At 71.2% G+C, this 18,851-nt stretch carries 16 protein-coding genes; 8 read left to right on the top strand and 8 right to left on the bottom strand.

The window, feature by feature from the left end; genetic code table 11:
• Positions 1–50: 50 nt before the first annotated feature.
• Entirely contained in the window at positions 51–1,373 is a 1,323-nt protein-coding gene (locus ACWD2L_RS20650) for a diacylglycerol/lipid kinase family protein (protein WP_351331029.1), read from the top strand.
• Between the two features lie 5 nt (positions 1,374–1,378).
• On the opposite strand, the gene ACWD2L_RS20645 is transcribed toward ACWD2L_RS20650, so the two are convergent.
• The gene (locus tag ACWD2L_RS20645) at positions 1,379–1,801 is read right to left on the bottom strand and encodes a DUF7144 family membrane protein (RefSeq protein WP_351331030.1); all 423 of its coding nucleotides are present in this window, start codon (positions 1,799–1,801) and stop codon (positions 1,379–1,381) included.
• Positions 1,802–1,999: 198 nt separating this feature from the next.
• Between ACWD2L_RS20645 and ACWD2L_RS20640 the strand changes: the two genes are divergently transcribed.
• Both ACWD2L_RS20640 and ACWD2L_RS20635 read left to right on the top strand, forming a co-directional pair.
• The gene (locus ACWD2L_RS20640) at positions 2,000–2,272 is read left to right on the top strand and encodes a hypothetical protein (RefSeq protein WP_351331031.1); all 273 of its coding nucleotides are present in this window, start codon (positions 2,000–2,002) and stop codon (positions 2,270–2,272) included.
• A 123-nt stretch (positions 2,273–2,395) separates the two neighbouring features.
• On the top strand, positions 2,396–2,857 hold the full coding sequence (locus ACWD2L_RS20635; RefSeq protein WP_351331032.1) for a response regulator transcription factor: 462 nt from the start codon (positions 2,396–2,398) through the stop codon (positions 2,855–2,857).
• A 22-nt stretch (positions 2,858–2,879) separates the two neighbouring features.
• On the opposite strand, the gene ACWD2L_RS20630 is transcribed toward ACWD2L_RS20635, so the two are convergent.
• The 3 genes from ACWD2L_RS20630 to ACWD2L_RS20620 form a co-directional block, all read right to left on the bottom strand.
• Positions 2,880–5,162, bottom strand: a complete 2,283-nt coding sequence (locus ACWD2L_RS20630; RefSeq protein WP_351331033.1) for a LuxR C-terminal-related transcriptional regulator — start codon at positions 5,160–5,162, stop codon at positions 2,880–2,882.
• 165 nt (positions 5,163–5,327) lie between these two features.
• Positions 5,328–5,813, bottom strand: a complete 486-nt coding sequence (locus ACWD2L_RS20625; RefSeq protein WP_351331034.1) for a DUF1269 domain-containing protein — start codon at positions 5,811–5,813, stop codon at positions 5,328–5,330.
• Positions 5,813–6,379: a DUF1269 domain-containing protein gene (locus ACWD2L_RS20620; protein ID WP_351331035.1), complete on the bottom strand. Its 567-nt coding sequence runs from the start codon at positions 6,377–6,379 to the stop codon at positions 5,813–5,815. Before ACWD2L_RS20620 ends, ACWD2L_RS20625 begins: the two co-directional genes overlap by 1 nt.
• A gap of 155 nt (positions 6,380–6,534) precedes the next feature.
• On the opposite strand from ACWD2L_RS20620, the gene ACWD2L_RS20615 reads away from it, so the two are divergent.
• The 3 genes from ACWD2L_RS20615 to ACWD2L_RS20605 all read left to right on the top strand — a co-directional run bounded on the left by ACWD2L_RS20615 (position 6,535) and on the right by ACWD2L_RS20605 (position 12,225).
• Positions 6,535–7,998: a hypothetical protein gene (locus tag ACWD2L_RS20615; RefSeq protein WP_351331036.1), complete on the top strand. Its 1,464-nt coding sequence runs from the start codon at positions 6,535–6,537 to the stop codon at positions 7,996–7,998.
• A 64-nt stretch (positions 7,999–8,062) separates the two neighbouring features.
• On the top strand, positions 8,063–10,744 hold the full coding sequence (locus ACWD2L_RS20610) for an MGH1-like glycoside hydrolase domain-containing protein (protein WP_351331037.1): 2,682 nt from the start codon (positions 8,063–8,065) through the stop codon (positions 10,742–10,744).
• Positions 10,745–10,749: 5 nt separating this feature from the next.
• Complete coding sequence (locus tag ACWD2L_RS20605; RefSeq protein ID WP_351331038.1) at positions 10,750–12,225, top strand: alpha-amylase family protein; 1,476 nt, start codon at positions 10,750–10,752, stop codon at positions 12,223–12,225.
• 336 nt (positions 12,226–12,561) lie between these two features.
• On the opposite strand, the gene ACWD2L_RS20600 is transcribed toward ACWD2L_RS20605, so the two are convergent.
• The gene (locus tag ACWD2L_RS20600; protein ID WP_351331039.1) at positions 12,562–12,984 is read right to left on the bottom strand and encodes a DUF7144 family membrane protein; all 423 of its coding nucleotides are present in this window, start codon (positions 12,982–12,984) and stop codon (positions 12,562–12,564) included.
• A 165-nt stretch (positions 12,985–13,149) separates the two neighbouring features.
• On the opposite strand from ACWD2L_RS20600, the gene ACWD2L_RS20595 reads away from it, so the two are divergent.
• Positions 13,150–14,607 carry an MFS transporter gene (locus ACWD2L_RS20595; RefSeq protein ID WP_451190433.1) on the top strand — a complete coding sequence of 486 codons (1,458 nt, stop codon included), beginning with the start codon at positions 13,150–13,152 and terminating at the stop codon, positions 14,605–14,607.
• On the opposite strand, the gene ACWD2L_RS20590 is transcribed toward ACWD2L_RS20595, so the two are convergent.
• The 3 genes from ACWD2L_RS20590 to ACWD2L_RS20580 form a co-directional block, all read right to left on the bottom strand.
• Entirely contained in the window at positions 14,595–15,068 is a 474-nt protein-coding gene (locus ACWD2L_RS20590) for an RDD family protein (RefSeq protein ID WP_351331040.1), read from the bottom strand. The two genes, ACWD2L_RS20595 and ACWD2L_RS20590, sit on opposite strands and share 13 nt — an antisense overlap.
• Positions 15,065–15,874 (bottom strand): hypothetical protein, encoded by an 810-nt coding sequence (locus tag ACWD2L_RS20585; protein ID WP_351331041.1) that lies wholly within the window; start codon positions 15,872–15,874, stop codon positions 15,065–15,067. Before ACWD2L_RS20585 ends, ACWD2L_RS20590 begins: the two co-directional genes overlap by 4 nt.
• A gap of 104 nt (positions 15,875–15,978) precedes the next feature.
• Positions 15,979–16,314: an STAS domain-containing protein gene (locus tag ACWD2L_RS20580; RefSeq protein ID WP_351331042.1), complete on the bottom strand. Its 336-nt coding sequence runs from the start codon at positions 16,312–16,314 to the stop codon at positions 15,979–15,981.
• A 219-nt stretch (positions 16,315–16,533) separates the two neighbouring features.
• Between ACWD2L_RS20580 and ACWD2L_RS20575 the strand changes: the two genes are divergently transcribed.
• On the top strand, positions 16,534–18,792 hold the full coding sequence (locus ACWD2L_RS20575) for a penicillin acylase family protein (RefSeq protein WP_351331043.1): 2,259 nt from the start codon (positions 16,534–16,536) through the stop codon (positions 18,790–18,792).
• Positions 18,793–18,851: the final 59 nt, after the last annotated feature.

Genomic DNA, 18,851 nt, shown 5'->3' with positions numbered 1-18,851 from the left:
GCCTCCCGGGGGTGAGTCCGCGCGGGCCTCCCGGTCGCAGACTGCCGGTCATGGAACCGACGACACAGGTACAGGGACCGGGGCAACGATGGCTGGCGCGTGGGTCGCTGGCCGCCGCGGCGGGCGCCGTGCTGGTCCTGGCCGCCTTCGCGGGGTTGCGGACCTTCGCGCTGCTCGGCGCGGGGATCCTGGGGACGGCGGTCACGGCCGCCGCCGTGTGGTGGGTGCTCAGCAGGCGGGGGCCCGCGCGGTATCTGGCGTTGCTTCTGGCCGTCGCGGCGCCGGTCTGGGTGCTCGTCGCGTACGCCCGCGCGCACCTGGTGTGGGTGGTGCTGGTGTCGGGCGGGCTCTGGCTGCTCGCCGCGGGTGCGGGGCGGGCGGCGCTGGGGCCGCGCTCGACCCCGGCCCCGGCGCCCGAGGAGACGGCAGCGCCCGCGTTCCACCGGCCGGTGCTGATCATGAACCCGCGCTCGGGCGGCGGCAAGGTCGACCGTTTCGACCTGCGCGCGAAGGCCGAGCAACTGGGCGCGGACGTCGTGCTGTTGGAGGGGCCCGAGACGATCGACGTGGCGGCGCTTGCCCGGGAGCGCGCCGCCGCCGGGGCGGATCTGCTCGGCGTCGCGGGCGGCGACGGCACACAGGCGCTCGTCGCGGACGTGGCCGCCGAACTCGGCCTGCCGTTCCTGGTGATCCCCGCGGGGACCCGCAACCACTTCGCCCTCGACCTGGGCCTGGACCGCGAGGACCCGTCGAAGGCGCTGGACGCGCTGGCCGACGGCGTGCAGCTGCGGGTCGACCTCGGCCGGGCGGGCGGCCACCCGTTCGTCAACAACGTCTCGTTCGGGGCGTACGCCGAGGTGGTGCAGAGCCCGGCCTACCGCGACGACAAGACCCGTACCACCCTCGATCTGCTGCCAGACCTACTGACCCGGCACAAGGGCGCGGAGCTCACCGCGCGGGTCGGCGAGCACGAAGTCGCGGAGCCACAGGCCCTGTTGGTGAGCAACAACCCCTATGGCGCCCATGACATCGCGGGCCTCGGCCGGCGCACCCGGCTCGACGGCGGGATCCTCGGCTGCGTCGCCGTGCGGGTCACGAGCGCCGCCCAGGCCGCCGGGCTGCTGCGCGGCAGCCGGTCCACCGGTGTGACGACACGGACCGCCGACTCGGTGGTCGTCGACGCCGACCAGGACTCGATCCCCGTCGGCCTCGACGGCGAGGCGGTGCGGATGGACGTCCCCGTACGCATCGACGTGCGCCCCGGCGCGCTGCGGGTGATCGTGCCGAGGCAGCGCCCGGGAACGTACCGCGAACGCCCGCCGCTGGACTGGCGCGGCATCACGGGCCTGGCCCTGACGGTACGGCGCCCGTGAGGGGTTCAGAGCGGCGCCCCGTAGACCTTGTGCGCCTCGCGGTGTCCGTACATGGCGAGGGACCAGATCACGAGGATGTCGAGGGCGATGAGGATCGCCGACCAGACGGGCTGGTACGGGGTGAAGAAGAAGTTCTCCAGCGCGCTCATCGCCGCGATGGTCATGACGACGATCCGCGCCCAGGTTCGGCCGCTGAAGAGGCTGACCGCCGCGGCGAAGACGATGACCCCGGTGATCATCTGCACCCAGCCGCGCGCGTTGACGTCAAAGTCGTACGCGTAGTCGTTCTGCGCCTGGGTGAAGTTGTCGTTGAGCACCGCGGCGAGGCCGGCGATGGCGTGAAAGGCGCCGATGATGCCCATCACGAACGCGGCGAAGACGACTCCGCCGACGGCGGCCGGACGGACACGGGGCTCTGGCTCGGCCATGTCGCAACCCTCCTCGATCTCGGTGGATCAGGACCCGATGGAACCGGAGCATGCGGCCCGCGCCACCAAAAACGGTTCACCCGCAGCGGATGAGCCTCGCCCCCACGCGCGGCTGTCACCCGTGCGAGGTGATGCCCCCGGCGGTGCGGTCGCCGGGAGAATGGCGTGCGGGACGACGCTCGCACGGGAGGTGGCGTCATGGGCGGTTCACACACGGGTCCGGGCCGCGAGCCGGCCGGAACGCCCTCCGGTGGCGGCGACTTCGAGATCCGTGTCAGGGGCAGGCTCGGCGAGGCCTTCCGGTCGGCGTTCGACGAGCTGACGGTCGTGCTGCGCCCCGCCGAAACGGTGCTGGTCGGCGCGGGGCTCGACCAGGCCGCCCTGTACGGGATCCTCGACCGCATCCAGGGCCTCGGCCTCGAACTTCTCGAGGTCCGCCGCCTCCCCGGGCCGCGCGAGGCACGCGGATAGCAGCCGGTCGGCCCCGGTAACGATTCGGACCTCCTCGAGAACGGCGCGTAAGCCCCCTTTCGCCGCGTGCCCGCGCACCGCACCGTGGTGGGGTGATGCCCTCCACATGGGGAGGTGAGGGGCATGCCCACAGCACAGTGCCCGCGCACGGTCGACGATCCGGGGAACACGGGGCGCGTCATGGCGCTCCGCCTCCAGCTGTGCCCGCTCCACGAGGAGAGCGCGGCGGCCGACGCCGCCCTGACGACCTGTCTGATGTGGGTGGCCGGTGTTCTCGTGGAGATCGCGGGGGACGTGGCGGATCCGCGGACCGCCGGTGCGCTCGTGCATCGGGCGTCGGCCGCGCTCGCCGCGGTGCCCGTCCCGCGGCAGAACGGCGCGCACCCGTCGCCGCAGCGGTTGACCGGCCGCCAGCTCGCCGTGCTCCGACAGTTGCAGGAGGAGGTTCCGCTGCGGCAGATCGCCGACGATCTCTACGTCTCGTACAACACGGTCAAGAGCCACACGCGCGCCGTGTACCGGAAGCTGGGCGCCCGCTCGCGCGCCGAAGCGCTCGTCAGGGCAAGGGAGTTGGGACTCGTCTGAGTCGCGGCCGGGGCCGGGGCGCTCACAGGATCTGGAGCTCCCGGGCCCTGCGGACCGCGGCCGAGCGGCGGGACACGGCCAGTTTGCGGTAGACGCTCTTGAGGTGTGTCTTCACCGTGTTGATCGACAGGTAGAGCTCATCGGCGATCTCCTCGGTGGTCATCATCTGCGCGAGCCGGTCGAGGACATCGCGTTCGCGTGCGCTGAGCCGCTCGGCGGGGACCTCCGCGAGCGGGTCCCGCTCGGGCGGCCCGGCGGCGTGGGTGCGGTGCGGCTGCGCCGGGCTCAGCAGCCGGGCGCAGGTGGGCGCGAGCGTCCGCTGCACCGTCTGCGGCAGCCGGGACACGGTCACCGCGTTCGCGACGGCCTCGGCGCCCCGGATCCCGCGCTCCATCGTGGCCGCGATCCGGGCGACGACGCCGCCGAGCTCGGCGAGGAACGGGTCGGAGACCTTCCCCAACACGCCGTCGCTATGGGCGAGTTCGTGCCGGGCCCGGCACGGCTCGCCGCGCGCCAGGGCGCCCCAGGCCCGTACGAGGTGCAGGGTGGCGCGCGAGGGCTCGCCCGCGGTCCACGGCGGCATCGGCGCCCTGACGGCCTGGGCGGTGAGCTCGTCCGCGGCCCGGAAGCGGCCGCGCAGCGCCTCCAGGAGCGCGAGTTCGACGAGGCAGTCCCGGCGCAGCGCGCCGTTCCCAGCGGCGCCCGCCGCCTTGAGTCCCCGGGTGAGGGACGCCTGCGCGGCCTTCAGGGCGCCGGCCCGCAGCTCTCCGCTGCCCCGTACGGTCAGGATGAGGGCCCCGATCTCGGGGCGCTCGGCCAGCAGGGTGTGAGGGACGTGCGGCGCCGCCGCCTCCGCGTCGGCCGCGGCGGTCCCGGCGCGCCGCGGATCGCGGCATCGCAGCCGTTCCATCCGGATCACGGCGTGGGCGAGCCGGCACCTCGCGAGTCGGTCGTCCTCCCCCGGCGGTATCCCGTCGAGGAGTTCGGTGGCCCGCTCCAGGTGCCTGGAGCACGCCTGGTCGTCGCGGCGGGTCCTGGCGACGGCCGCCGCGAGCAGCACGGACTCCGGTTCGTCGGCGGACGGTTCCCCGGCCGGCTGCCGTCCCGCGTCGACAGGCAGCCGGGTCCTGGCGAGGCCGAGCACCTGCCCGATCGCGAGGCGGCGCACGATGAGGCGGGCCGCCTCGTCCCAGTCGCCCGCGGCGAACAGGTGCCGCACGGCGTCGGCGAGCAGACCGTGCTCGGCGAGCCACGCGGCGGCGGTGCGGTGCAGTGGCGCCACGAGCCCGGGTGTCTCGTGCCGCAGGCAGGTCCGCAGCACGTCGGCGAACATCTGGTGGCAGCGGTACCAGCCCTGTCCCAGGGGCCGGAGGAAGGAGTTCTCCCGGACGAGTCCCGCGAACAGGGCGCCGTCGGTGTCGCCCGCGAGTTCGGCGGCCAGCTCGGCGTTCGCCCGGTCGAGGACGCTCGTCGTCAGGAGCAGTCGGCGCATGCCGGGCGACTGCTGGTCGAGCACCTCCTCGACCAGATAGCTGGAGATCGCCTCGTCGTCGCCCGCAAGCTCCGCGACGAACCGCTCGGGATCGCCGCACCGCTCCATGGACATCGCGGCGAGCCGCAGCCCCGCGGCCCAGCCGTCCGCGCGCCGCCGCAGCGTGCTCACCGTCTGCTTGGCCACGTCGATGCCGTGCTGGGCCAGGAGGGCCGCCGCCTCCCGGTCGTCGAAGGCGAGGTCCGCGGTGCGTAATTCGGCGACCTCGCTGGTGAGCCGCCCGCGGTGCAGGTGCAGGGGCGGGTCGCGGCGGGCGAGCACCACGAGCCGCAGCGCGTCGGGGGCGTGCCGGAGCAGGTGCGTGACGCCGCGGGCGATCGGTGAGTCGAGGGCGGGCTGGAAGTCGTCGAGGACGAGGACCGACGGCTCGCCGTGCCCGTTGAGACAGTCGGCGAGGGTCGCGACGAGCAGCGGACCGTCCTCGCTCGCGGCGGGCTCGGGCACCTCGACGCCCGCGGCCCGCAGCGCGCCGAACACCCGCTGCCAGAACACTCCGGGGTGCTCGGCGGGCCCGTCGCAGGTGACCCAGGCGAGCGGCCACGGCGGGCGCCGGGTGTGCGCCCATTCCAGGGCGAGGGCCGTCTTGCCCGCGCCCACGGGGCCGACGACCACGGTGAGGGGGCCGCGCACGCCCCTGGCCAGTTGGTCGGTCAGCCGGGGGCGCGGCACGATCCAGTCGGGCAGCGCGGGCACGGAGTCGGCCTGTTCCGCGCCGTGCTCGCGGTCCGGTGTGCGGTGTGACCACTCGGCCATGGTGACCCTCGCTCTCGCAGCGCCATGGACCCACACCCCCGTATGGGAGGCCAGTGTGGGGCCGGGGTCACCGCGTCCGGCACATGCCAGACGCCATCTCACCCGGGTGAAGTTCCCGGGTGGGACGGCGCGTTGGCATGGTGGGGCCCGTGGGCCGACCGGCGGTTACTTGGACTGGAGGGCCTCGACCAGTTCCTCCTCGCGGTCCTTGGTGAGAGAGGTGTGGATCACGGTGGGGCCGAAGGGGCGGAGCGCTTCCTGTACCCGGTCCGGTGTGGTGCGCCGGACGAGCGCGAAGACGGCGGCGCGGCCGGGTTCGAGGGCGTGGGCGGTCTCCTTGACGAAGGCGTCGTTGATGCCGATGTCGGTGAGCTTGCCTGCGGCGGCTCCGGTGGCCGCGCCCACGGCGGCGCCGAACACGGGCATCAGGAAGAGCATGCCGAACAGCGCGCCCCACAGGGCGCCGCCTGCCGCGCCCGCCCCAGTCGTGCTGTGCGTCTGGTGGACGTGCATCTTTCCGTCCATGGTGCGCCAGGCCACCACGGCGTCCTCGAGCTCCAGCAGTTCCTTCCGGGACAGCTCGCCGGCCAGGCGCAGCACCGATTCGGCCTTTTCCTTGTCCGAGAATCCGAGTACGACGAGTTCGGCCATCAGGTCCTCCTGGGACGGTTGCCGGGTTTGGGTACGGCAGTGGGTACGGGAGTGGGTTTGGGTACGACCGGGTCGCCCAACCGCTCGGTGGCAGCGGCGAGTTCGACGACCACGGGCTCCAGGGCCTCCTCGGTGAGGAACCCCTCGGCGACGGGCACCCCGCCGGCGTCCCTGACCGCCTTGCGCAGATGCTTCGCCCAGACGTGTTCGAGCAGGATGTACGCCGCCGATGTGCCCGGGTCCTGGGATTCGGCCATCTCCCTGATGTCGCCGGAGCTCAGCCCGAACGCGTTGCCCTCGGCCAGGCTTGGATACGTCTCCCGTACCGCACGCATCCGCTCCCGGGAGATTCCGAGCAGGGCGGCGACGGTCTCGCCCATCCCCTCCTGCTGGAAGTCGAGGGCGAACAGGCCGCCGGCGGGCTCCTTGCTGACGAAGAGCATGTCGAGGACGCGGATCTGTTCGTTCGCCTCAAGGATCGCCAGTTCCTCGACGATCCGCCCCTCGAACTTGGCGTCGGGCCCGAACTCGATGGTGAGCAGCTGCACCGGTCCGATGACCGCCATGGCGTCTCCCTCTGACTGTCTACCTGACTGTCTTTGGCTCGCTACGTGAAGCTCCACCGGCATCACAGCGGTGCCGCCCGCTCCGCGCGTCACCCGCCATAGGTGAGCAACGCGGCCCGGACCGCGGCGACGCTGACCGCGGGAGGTGCCACGCCATGAGCGATGAACAGCCCCCCGGCTCCGCCGAAGCCGCGCCCCGCCCTCCGTCCGCCACCGACGCGGAACTGGCACGGCTGCGCGCCGAGGTCGAGCTGCTGCGCGACCGCGCGGGCACCGAACGCCGCCGCCGGGCACGGACGTTCGTGGTGCGGCGCACGATCGCCGCGATCCTCGTCGCACTGGTCGCGGTGCTCGCGGTCACCTCCGTGGTCGGGGTGTGGGGTTCGCGGACGACTCTCAACACGGACCGCTGGATCTCCACGGTGGGCACGCTCCCCGAGGACCCGAAGGTGAACGCCGCGGTCTCGAAGTACCTCGCCAACGAGATCTTCGACCAACTCGACGTGGAACAGCGGCTGTCCGACGCGCTGCCGCCACGCGCCTCGTTCCTGGCGGGCCCGGTGACGGGGGCCGTGCACGACTTCATGCGCGAGAAGATCTCGCAACTGATCGCGGACGAGCGGTTCCAGGAGCTGTGGCGCACCACGAACCGGTTCGCGCACGAACGCATCGTCGCCCTGCTGGAGAAGCGCAACGAGAACGTCCAGGTGAAGGGCGACACGGTCACCCTCAACCTGCTCCCGGTGGTCAACAACCTGCTGGGCTCCCTGGAGACCGAACTCCCGTCCGTCTTCGGCAAGAAGATCGACCTGCCGACGCTGTCCTCCGGGGAGCTGCCGCCCGGCCTGCACCAGCGGATCGAGAAGGCGATCGGCAAGGACCTGCCCGAGAACTTCGCGCAGATCCGCCTCTACAACCGGAACACGCTCAGCCAACTCCAGGACGCGGTCGTGCTCTTCAAGCACGCGCTGGTGGGCCTGCTGATCGCCGTCCCGGTCCTGCTCGCCCTCTCCCTGTGGGTGTCGCCGAACCGGCGGCGCACCCTGCTCCAGCTCGGCCTGTGGCTGGTGGTGACGGTCACGATCCTGACGGCCGTCCTGCGCGGCGTGCGCGACCAGTTGCTCGGCCAACTCCCGGAGGGCGTCTACCGCGAAGGGGCGCGCTCGGCCCTGTGGACCATCTTCACGACGCTCCGCGAACGGGGCGACCAACTCCTGTGGCTCGGCGTCGCCGTCGCCGCCCTCTGCTACCTCGTCGGCCCTGGCCGCCTGCCGTCCGCCCTGCGCGGCTGGACCGCCCAGGGCGCCCGCGCCACCGGCCACGGCATCACGAAACTGGGCCAACACCTGGGCACGAACGGCCAGTTGCGCCCCTGGCTCACCCACCACGCGGACGTACTCCGCGTCGGCGGCGCGGCCGTCGCGGCCCTGATCTCCATCCTCCTGTCCTCGTGGACCGCCCTCCTCGTGATCGCGGTACTCCTCACCGCGTACGAGATCACAGTCACTTTCGCGGCCCGCGGGAACGGCTCACCCCCGGAAGGTGAGGCACCCCCGCGCCCCCCTGCCGAGACTGACGCACCTGGCCGAGCACCACTATCAAGCCCCGCCGGCGATTGAGGCGCGGGGTCCGGGGCAGAGCCCCGCGACCGCAACACCGGTGAACCGCAACATGGGAGGCCACATGAAGTCGCAGCCACGCATCGGCCCCACCACCGCCGGAGGCCCCCGGGCACGCCTCTGGGGCCCCTACCTCAGCGAACGTCAATGGGGCACCGTCCGCGAGGACTACAGCCCCGGCGGCGACGCCTGGTCGTACTTCCCCCACGACCACTCCCGCTCCCGCGCTTACCGCTGGGGCGAAGACGGCCTCGGCGGCATCTGCGACGAGAAGCAACGCCTCTGCCTCGCAGTCACGTTGTGGAACGGCCGCGACCCCATCCTCAAGGAACGCGCCTTCGGCCTGACCAACGCCGAGGGCAACCACGGCGAGGACGTCAAGGAGTACTACTTCTACCTCGACGCCACGCCCAGCCACTCCTACCTCAAGTACCTGTACAAGTACCCGCAGACCCCGTACCCGTACAACGACCTCGTCGCGGTCAACGGCTCACGTTCCCGCCAGGAGTTCGAGTACGAGCTCCTCGACACCGGCGCCTTCGCCGAGAACCGGTACTTCGACGTGACGGTGGAGTACGCCAAGGCGGATCACGACGACATCCTGATGCGGATCACCGTCGACAACCGGGGCCCGGACGAGTCGACACTGCACGTGCTGCCCACGCTGTGGTTCCGCAACACCTGGTCGTGGGGCGAGCACGCCGCCGCGACAGCCAAACCCGTACTGCGGGCGGCCGAGAGCCCCCGCTCCACCGGCACGATCCGCGCCGACCACCCGGAGCTCGGCAGCTACGACCTGCGCTGCTCCGCCTCGGCCGAGCTGCTGTTCACGGAGAACGAGACCGACAAGGCCCGCCTGTTCGGCACGGCGAGCGACGCCCCGTACGTCAAGGACGGCATCGGCCGCCACGTCGTCGAGGGCGAGCCGGACACCGTCAACCCGGCCCACGAGGGCACCAAGGCCGCCGCCCACCACACACTCACCGTGCCCGCCGGCGGGTCCGAGACGTTGCGGCTGCGACTCGGACCCGCCGGTGCCCAGCTCACCCTGGCCCGCGCCTTCGACTCGGTGTTCCGCGACCGGATCGCCGAAGCGGACGCGTTCTACCGGGAGTTGACGCCGAAGGGCGTGAGCGAGGACGAGGCGCGGGTGATGCGCCAGGCGCTCGCCGGAATGCTGTGGTCCAAGCAGTACTACGCGTTCGACCTGGAGACGTGGCTCGCCGAGCACGATGTGACGCCGTGGAGCGTGTCGCGGGACGGCGTGCGCAACCGCGAGTGGTTCCACATGGTCAGCGACGACATCGTGTCCATGCCGGACAAGTGGGAGTACCCGTGGTTCGCGGCCTGGGACCTCGCCTTCCACGCGGTGGCCCTGTCCGTCGTCGACACCGACTTCGCCAAGCAGCAGCTCGAACTCCTGCTGCGGGACTCCTTCCTGCACCCCAACGGGCAGATCCCGGCCTACGAGTGGAGCTTCGGCGACGTCAATCCGCCGGTGCACGCCTGGGCCGCGTACTTCGTCTACATGGTGGAGAAGGAGACGACCGGCCGCGCCGATCACGCGTTCCTGGAGCGCACCTTCCAAAAGCTCCTGACGAACTTCACATGGTGGGTCAACCGCAAGGACCCCAGCGGCCGCAACGTCTTCCAGGGCGGCTTCCTCGGCCTCGACAACATCGGCGTCTTCGACCGCAGCGCCCCACTGCCGACAGGGGGCTCCCTCGAACAGGCCGACGGCACGGCCTGGATGGCCCTGTACTGCCAGTCGATGCTGCAGATCGCGCTCGAACTCGTCGAGCGGAACGAGGCGTACGAGGATCTCGTCCTGAAGTTCGTCGAGCACTATCTGTGGATCTCCGCGTCCATGGACCGGCTCGGTGACCTCGGCGACGAACTCTGGGACGAGGAGGACGGGTTCTTCTACGACGTGCTGCGCCTTCCCGACGGGCAGGCGCAGCGCCTGAAGGTCCGCTCGATGGTCGGACTGCTCCCGCTGTGCGCGTCCACCGTCTTCCAGCCGCAGCAGTTGGAGCGCCTGTCCGGCCTCGGCGAGCGACTGCAACGCTTCGCCGCACGCCACCCCTCCCTTTCGGTGACGCTGGCGCAAGCCCAGGCGGGAAAGGCGGGCGGCCCGCGTCTGCTCTCCGTAGTCGACGAGAAGAAGCTGGTGCGCGTACTGTCCCGGCTGCTGTCGGAGGACGAGTTCCTCAGCCCGTACGGGATCAGGGCGCTGTCCCGGCAGCACGCGGAGCACCCGTACACGTTCTGGGTGCACGGCCAGGAGTACAAGGTCGGCTACCTGCCCGCCGAGTCCGACACCGGGATGTTCGGCGGCAACTCCAACTGGCGCGGCCCGGTGTGGCTGCCGATGAACGTCCTCGTCATCCGGGGCCTCATCAACCTGTACGGCTTCTACGGCGACGAGCTCACCGTGGAGTGCCCGACGGGGTCCGGGGTGCGCAAGAACCTGTTCGAGGTCGCCGAGGAGATCTCGACCCGACTCACCCGCATCTTCCTGCGCGACGAGGACGGACACCGCCCGGTCTACGGCGGCCAGCCGCTCTTCCGCGACGACCCGCACTGGCGGGACCTCGTCTCCTTCTACGAGTACTTCCACGGTGACAACGGCGCCGGCATCGGCGCCTCGCACCAGACGGGGTGGACGGGGCTCGTCGCCGCCCTGATGAAGATCTTCGGCACGCTCGGCCCCGACGCCTTCCGGCCGCGGACCACGAGGAGGTAACAGCGATGGCCGCTTTACCGGCACAGCCCGTGATCCACGAGGTCAACACCCGTGTGTGGCTGCGGGAGACGGGCCGCAGGCTCGGCCGCGAGGTCGGACTCGCGGACGTACCCAAGGACATCTGGGACGAGATCACGCCGTCCGGGGTCGATGTGGTCTGGCTGATGGGGGTGTGGGAGCGCAGCCCGCAGGGCCGCGCCATCGCCCTCCAGAACCCCGCCCTGCGGGCCGCGTTCGAGGCGGCCGTCCCCGGCATCGGCGAGCAGGACATCGCGGGATCCCCGTACTGCATCCGCCGCTACGAGGTGGACGGAACGCTGGGCGGGGCCGTCGGCCTCACCGCGGCGCGCACCGAACTCAACCGCAGGGGCGTCGGGTTGCTCCTCGACTACGTGCCGAACCATGTGGCCCCCGACAATCCGTGGGTGGGCGAGTACCCGCAGCTGTTCGTGCGCGGCGACGCCGAGGACCTGCGGCGGGACCCGGACGGCTTCCTCGACACGGGGCGCGCGGTGCTCGCGCGGGGGCGGGACCCGTACTTCCCGCCGTGGCCCGACGTCGTCCAACTCAACGCGTTCGCACCGGAGTTGCGACATGCGACCGTCGGGATCCTCGACCACATCGGGCGGTTCTGCGACGGGGTGCGCTGCGACATGGCGATGCTGATGACGAACGACGTCTTCGAGCGGACGTGGGGCGAGCGGGCCGGGAAGCGTCCCACGGAGGAGTTCTGGGTGGAGGTGATCGACGCGGTGCACCGCGAGCGCCCGGACATGCTGTTCGCGGCGGAGGCGTACTGGGACCTCGAATGGACGCTTCAGCAGCAGGGCTTCGACTTCTGCTACGACAAGCGCCTCTACGACCGGATCCTCGCGCACGACGCGGCGTCGGTCCGCGCCCACCTGCACGCGGACGAGACGTACCAGCGCCGACTCGTCCGCTTCCTGGAGAACCACGACGAGCCACGGGCCGCGCACACGCTGCCTCCGGCGAAGGAGCGAGCGGCAGCCACCCTCATCGCCACGCTGCCGGGCGCGACGCTGTGGCACGAGGGCGAGTTCACCGGCCGCCGCGTACACCTGCCGGTGTTCCTCGACCGTCGCCCCGACGAGCCGGCCGACGACGAGCTGCGCTCGTTCCACGAACTGCTGCTGTCGGCCGTACACAACAGCGGTATGCGCACGGGTAGTTGGCGCCTGCTGGACTGCGCAGGCTGGCCCGACAACGACTCGGCAGCGGCCCTCATCGCATCATGCTGGACGGGCCCGGCGGGCCACTTCCTCACGGTGATCAACCTCTCCGACCACCCGGCCCAGGGTCGAATCCACCTCCCCTGGCCCGACCTGGGCGCAGGCCCCTGGCAGTTGACGAGCCTCCTCGACACGACCCACTTCACCCGCTCCGGCGCGGAACTCCTGGACACGGGTCTGTACGTGGACCTCCCGGCCTGGGGAGTGCATCTGCTGGCCGTGGAGACGTGACGCGGCACGGCCGTCACGGCCTCGGGGCTCTGCCCCGGCCCCGCGCCTCAAGCGCCGGCGGGGCTCAATATGCCCACCCGCCAGAGCGGCCTGACGGGCCCACCCACCAGAACGGCTTGAAGTGCCCACCCGCCGGCGGAGCCCGATGTACCCACCCGTCAGCGAGACTTGAGCTGCCGATCGCCAGCGGACTTGAGCTACCAGTCGCCGGCGGGGCTTGAGTGTCAAGCCCCGCCGGTGATTGCATTTATAGCCCCTGCGGCGATTGAGCAGCGGGGTCCGGGGCAGAGCCCCGATCTTTTCAGCCCCGCCGGCGTCCGCCGCGGGTCCCGCCGGTCAGTACAGCGTGTCCCGCTTCACCGCGCACAGGCCCCAGATGACGAGCGCGTTGACCGCGATCAGCGTCAGGGACCAGAACGGGTAGTAGGGGATGGAGAGGAAGTTCCCGATCATGATCAGGGCGGCGAGGAGCACACCGAGCACCCTCGCCCACTTCACCGCGACGAACAGGCCGAAGCTGACGGCCACGGCGACCACGCCGAGGATCATGTGGATCCAGCCCCAGGCCGTGAGGTCGAACTCGAAGGTGTAGTCGGGCGTCCTGAGGAACACGTTGTCCTTCAGAACCGCCATCAGCCCGCGGCAGAAGCCCATGGTCCCCGCGATGAAGAGCATCACCGCCGCGAAGACGGTCAGTCCCCCGGCGGCCGCTTCCTTCGCGCTGCCCATGCCGTGCCGAGACGTGGTCGAGGTGGCCATCACAGACCCCCAAAGGTCGAGGCGGGTGCCCAGTGCCCCGCTGTGCCGCCGAGTGTCATGGCCCGGCGGAGCCGCGGTCGTCACCCTCCGGGGGTGACGACCCGACTGAGTCATACGCGGAGGCTGTCGGGAATCCGGCCCGCGAGCTGAAGCGAGGCGATGAGCGTGGCGAGCACTCCCGAGGCGGCCGACGGCCGAAGGCCGCCAGGACCCGACGACCGCCCCGGCGACGGCCCCGGCCAGGACCGTGGCCGGCTGCGCCGCGTTCTCGCGCCGCTCGCTCTGGCCCAGTTCATCTGCAGCTTCGCCGGCTCGAACATGAACGTGATGATCAAGGACATCAGCAAGGACCTGGACACCAGCGTGCAGGGCGTACAGACCGCGATCACCATCTTCCTGCTGGTCATGGCCGCGCTGATGATCCCCGGCGGGATCCTCGCCGACCGCTACGGCCGCAAGCGCTGCCTCGTCGTCGGCCTCTCGATCTACGGGGTCGGGGCGCTGCTCAGCGCGGCGGCGCCCGGCCTCGGCGTGCTGATCCTCGGCAACTCGATCCTGGAGGGCATCGGCACCGCCCTCCTCATCCCGCCGGTGTACATCCTCACCACCCTCCTCTTCACCGAAGTGACGGGCCGGGCGAAGGCGTTCGGCACGATCATGGCCTTCGCCGGCCTCGGCGCCGCCATGGGTCCGCTCCTCGGCGGACTGATCACGTCGGCGATCAGCTGGCGCGCGGCGTTCGTGTTCCAGGCGGTGGTGGTCGCCGCGATCATCCTGCTGAGCCGCGGGCTCCGCGACCCCCTTCCCCCGGACCACGAACGCGACTTCGACACGGTGGGCGCGCTCCTGTCGGCGACCGGACTCGTCCTCGTGGTCTCCGGGATCCTCGCGGCGGACGACAACGTGTGGCTCATGGGCGGGCTGCTCCTCGTCGGGGCGCTGATCCTGGTGGCGTTCTTCCGCTGGGTCCGCACGCGGGAGCGGGCCGGTGCCCAACCCCTGCTCCCCACCGAGCTGTTCCACAACCGGACGTCGAACCTCGGCCTGATCACGCAGCACACCCAGTGGCTGATGCTCATGGGTGTGTCGTTCGTGGCCGCCGCCTATCTCCAGGTCGTGCGCGGCTACAGCGCCATCGACACCGGTGTCATCTTCACGGCGTCGACCATGGGCCTGCTCGTCAGCTCGCTCGGCGCGGAGCGGTTCGCCAAGCGCCGCGAGCAACGCACCCTCATCATGGCCGGCTTCACCGTCACGGTGTGCGGCATCGGCGCGCTCCTGGCCGTCGCCCATGACTCCCCGAAGGCCTGGGCCTCCACGCCCGGCCTCTTCCTGATCGGCCTGGGCGTCGGCCTGATGCTCACCCCGTCGGTCAACATCGTGCAGTCCAGCTTCCCCGAGGACCTTCAGGGCGAGATCTCCGGCCTGTCCCGCAGCGTGTCCAACCTGGGTTCATCCGTGGGCACCGCGCTCGCCGGCACGATCCTCGTCGCCGACCCGGCCGTCGGCCCCTACGCCGTCGCGCTGGTGGTCCTCGCGATGATCGGACTCGGCGGCCTCTGGGCAGCGGCACTCCTGCCACGAACCCCGCCGACACCTTCGACAGCAGATCACCACTCGTAGCGACCACGTTCGTACGAAACCGTGGAACGCACCACGAGGTCCTGCAAGGCTGCCCGTCGCTTGCTGAACGCTATCCAGAACAGCCCCAGCGGGAAGCTCACCGCCACCGCGGCCCGCACGAACGCCCGCACCGTCCGCAGCCGCCGCCCCGCCCGGTCCGTCACGCGCAGCCCCAGCAACCGTGCTCCGGGCGTGGCCCCGACCATCACCCAGAAGCCCCCGAAATAGCACACGGCGAGTCCCCAACCGATCGGCCCGGCGGCCCAGTTGGACACATCCGGCACCTGAAAGGGCGGCCCACCGACCGCCAACCGCACACACCCGACACCGACCTCGACGCCCAGCCCGACCAAGGCGAGCACCACCACGTCAACCATCACGGCAAGGCCCCGCGAAACGATCCCGGCAGGCCGGGGACCACGATGGGCTCGGCGAGCGGGCTCACCGTGGGGCGCGGTCACGGGGAGCGCTCATCCGGCGACCCGGCACGCCGCAGCATCCTGTCGGCGAACCGGTTGACGCCCCGGTCCCCACGCTGCCCGAGCACCCGCACCGCCTCGACGGCCTCCACGGTGAGCCCTCCCCCGGTGTCCCGCACGATCCGCCCCAGATCGATCTCCCGCAACACCCCGCGCGTGATCCCCACCAGATCGAACCGCGCCAGCACGGCACCGACGTCGAGCCTCGCGGCGATACGGTCGATGTCCACGCGGCCCGCGACGCGATCGATATCCACGCGGGCGACGATGCGATCGACATCCACCCGCGCCGCAATCCGGTCGACGTCCACGCGCCCGGCGATCCGGTCCACGTCCACCCGCGCCGCAACCCGGTCCACATCCACCCGGTCGGCCACACCATCCACGTCGACCCGCCGGGCGACCCGGTCCACATCCACGCGCTCCGCGATCGCGTTGACGTCCACCCGCCCGGCAACCCGATCCACATTCACCCGATCCGCGACCCGGTTGACATCCACCCGGTCCGCCACACCATCCACATCCACGCGCCGCGCCACCCGATCCACATCCACCCGATCCGCAATCGCGTTCACATCCACACGCCCCGCGACCGCCGCCACATCCACCCGCGCCGCAACCGCGTTGACGTCCACGCGGGCGACCAGCTCGTCCAGGTCGAGGCAGTCGAGCAGCGCCCCGACCGACCGTCGGACGACCGCCCGCGGCACCCTCCCCAGCACGCCGAGCGCACCCCGCGCCACCCGGCCCGCCACCGCCACGGCGTCGCCCGCACTCACCTCGACCATGCCTCGACCGAAGCAGGCGGCGGCGCGCCCGGCATCCTCCGCGACGGGTGAGTGGCACACGCCGACGGGGCCGCACCCCCGTGCACGTAGAGCCCCACAAACCCTCAACCCGGGGGCAGTTCGGGCACGGGGCGGAGCTCACCCGCGAAGCCGAACGCCACGCCGCGCTGCGCGGCCAGCAGGCGCGCGAGCCGCAGCACACTGAGGCCGCTGACCCCCAGGTCACGCACGTGCCTCAGGTCGACCACGACCCCCGCGCCACCCGGCCGGATGGCCGCATGCAGCACCCGCCCGATCCGTGCCTCCGCCGCGGGGCCGATCGCCTCGCGCACCTCGATCACCAGACAGTCCGCGACCCGCCGCATCACCACGGGCGAGGCATCGGAACGCGGCGCCACAACCTTCGACCTGCGGGCGACGAGCGGAACATTCCATGCCATGAATAAGTCCCCCCGAGCGCGTCGGACTTGGGAGAACAGCATCGTCACGCCGAACGCCTCCGACATCGCTCCGCGAGGGTGAGCGCGCCGGGCGGGATCCGCAACGACGGGTCTCGGCCGCACTGTTGATCATCAACCGGGAGGTTCATAGTCTCGACCCCGTCGCACCGTGGACACGTCCCCACCCCCCACACGGCCCTGACGAAGGTGGAGCACCGCATGAGCCACGCACATCAGCAAGACCAGGCACCGCACAACGGCCCCAGCCGCCGCCGAGTGATCGGCACCGCCGCCACGCTGGCCGTCGCCGCGACAACGTTGCCCACCGGCCTCGCATCCGCCGCTACCCCCGCCCAGCCCTCCCCCGCCGACGTCGCCCGCTGGAAGAGACACGCGTCCCGGGTGACGGTCACCCGCGACGACTGGGGCATCCCGCACGTGGTGGGCAGGACGGACGCCGACGCGGTGTTCGGGATGATGTACACGCAGGCCGAGGACGACTTCAACCGCATCGAGCGCAACTACCTGGTCAGCCTCGGCCGCCTCGCCGAGTCCGAGGGCGAGAGCGCGCTCTGGCAGGACCTGCGCCAGCGCCTGTTCATCGACCCGGAGGCCCTGAAGCGGGAGTACGCAAAGTGCCCGTCCTGGCTTCGCGCCCTGATGCGCGCCTGGGCCGACGGCCTGAACCACTACTTGGCGACCCACCCCGACGTACACCCGCGAGTCATCACCCACTTCGAGCCGTGGATGCCGCTGAGCTTCTCCGAGGGCAGCATCGGAGGCGACATCGAATCGGTGGCGCTGAGCCAACTGGAAGCGTTCTACGCGGGACGCGAGGTCCCCCCGACGGAGGAGGAACGCGGCCTGACGTTCCGCGAACCGTCCGGCTCCAACGGCATGTCGATCGCCCCCAGCCGCACCCGCGACGGCAACGCCCTCCTCCTCATCAACCCCCACACCAGCTTCTTCTTCCGCGCGGAACAGCACGTGACGAGCGACGAGGGACTCGATGTCTACGGCGCCGCGACCTGGGGCCAGTTCTTCATCTACCAGGGCTTCAACGAGAACACCGGCTGGATGCACACATCGGCCGGCGTCGACAACATCGACGAGTTCGCGGAGACCGTCACCCGCGCCTCGGACGGCACACACACGTACCGCTACGGCAGCGCCAATCGCCCGGTCACGACACACGACATCACGCTGACCTGCCGTACGGAGAGCGGCGGAACGGAGCACCACACCTTCACGACGTACGCGACCCACCACGGCCCGATCGTCCGCGAGGCGGACGGCAAGTGGATCGCGTGCGCACTGATGAACAAGCCGGTGGAGGCCCTGAAGCAGAGCTACTTGCGGACGACGACCCGCGACTACGCCGAGTACATGAAGGTGGCGGAGCTGAAGGCCAACAGCTCCAACAACACCCTCTTCGCGGACTCGAAGGGTGACATCGCCTTCCTGATGCCGCAGTTCATGCCGGTCCGCGACGACCGCTTCGACTACATGAAGCCGGTCGACGGCAGCGACCCGGCCACCGACTGGCACGGTCTGCACACCCTGGACAGCATGCCGCAGGCGGTGAACCCGAAGAGCGGCTGGGCGTTCAACAGCAACAACTGGCCCTGGACGGCGGCCGGCGCGGACAGCCCGCACGCCTCCGACTACCCCCGCTACTTCGACAAGGCGGGCGAGAATCCGCGCGGCCCGCACGCGATCCGCGTCCTGACATCACGGGACGACTTCACCCCGCAGACCCTCATCGAGGGCGCCTTCGACCCGTACCTGACGGCGTTCGCCCGCCTCCTGCCCGGCCTGGTGAAGGCCTGGGACAAGCTCCCCGCCGGTAACGCCCAGAGGAAACAACTCGCGGACCCGGTAGCCCTGTTGGACGGCTGGGACCGCCGCTGGTCGGCGAAGTCGAAGGCCACTTCGCTGGCCGTGTTCTGGGGCGAGGCCCTCTGGGCCCTGGTGTCGAAGGCGGCAGCGGACGCGGGCCTCTCCGTCTGGGACTACATGGCCGACCGCGCCACGGACACGCAGCGCCTCACGGCCCTCGAATCGGCGGTGGACCGCCTGACGCAGGACTTCGGCGGCTGGCAGGTCCCGTGGTCCGAGATCAACCGCTACCAGCGCAACGACGGCGCCGTCACCCAGACCTTCGACGACTCCAAGCCCAGCTACCCGGTCCCCTTCACCTCCGCCCAATGGGGCTCCCTCGCCTCCTTCGGCGCGAAGCGCTACCCCGGCACGAAGCGCTACTACGGCACGAGCGGCAACAGCTTCGTGGCGGTCGTCGAATTCGGCCCCAAGCTCCGCGCGTGGGCCATCACGGCGGGCGGCGCCAGCGGCCACCCGGATTCCCCGCACTTCGGCGACCAGGTCAAGCGGTACGCGAGCGGTGACCTGCGGCCGGTGTACTTCTACCCGGAGGACCTGAAGGGCCACGTGGAGCGGAGGTACCACCCGGGGGTATAGCGCGGGTATCCCCCTCCCGGCACGGGCGGCGGTCCGGTCGACACGCACACCCCACGGCC

This window comes from Streptomyces sp. NPDC002754 (assembly GCF_053592315.1).
This window is presented reverse-complemented; position numbering and strand designations above follow the sequence as displayed.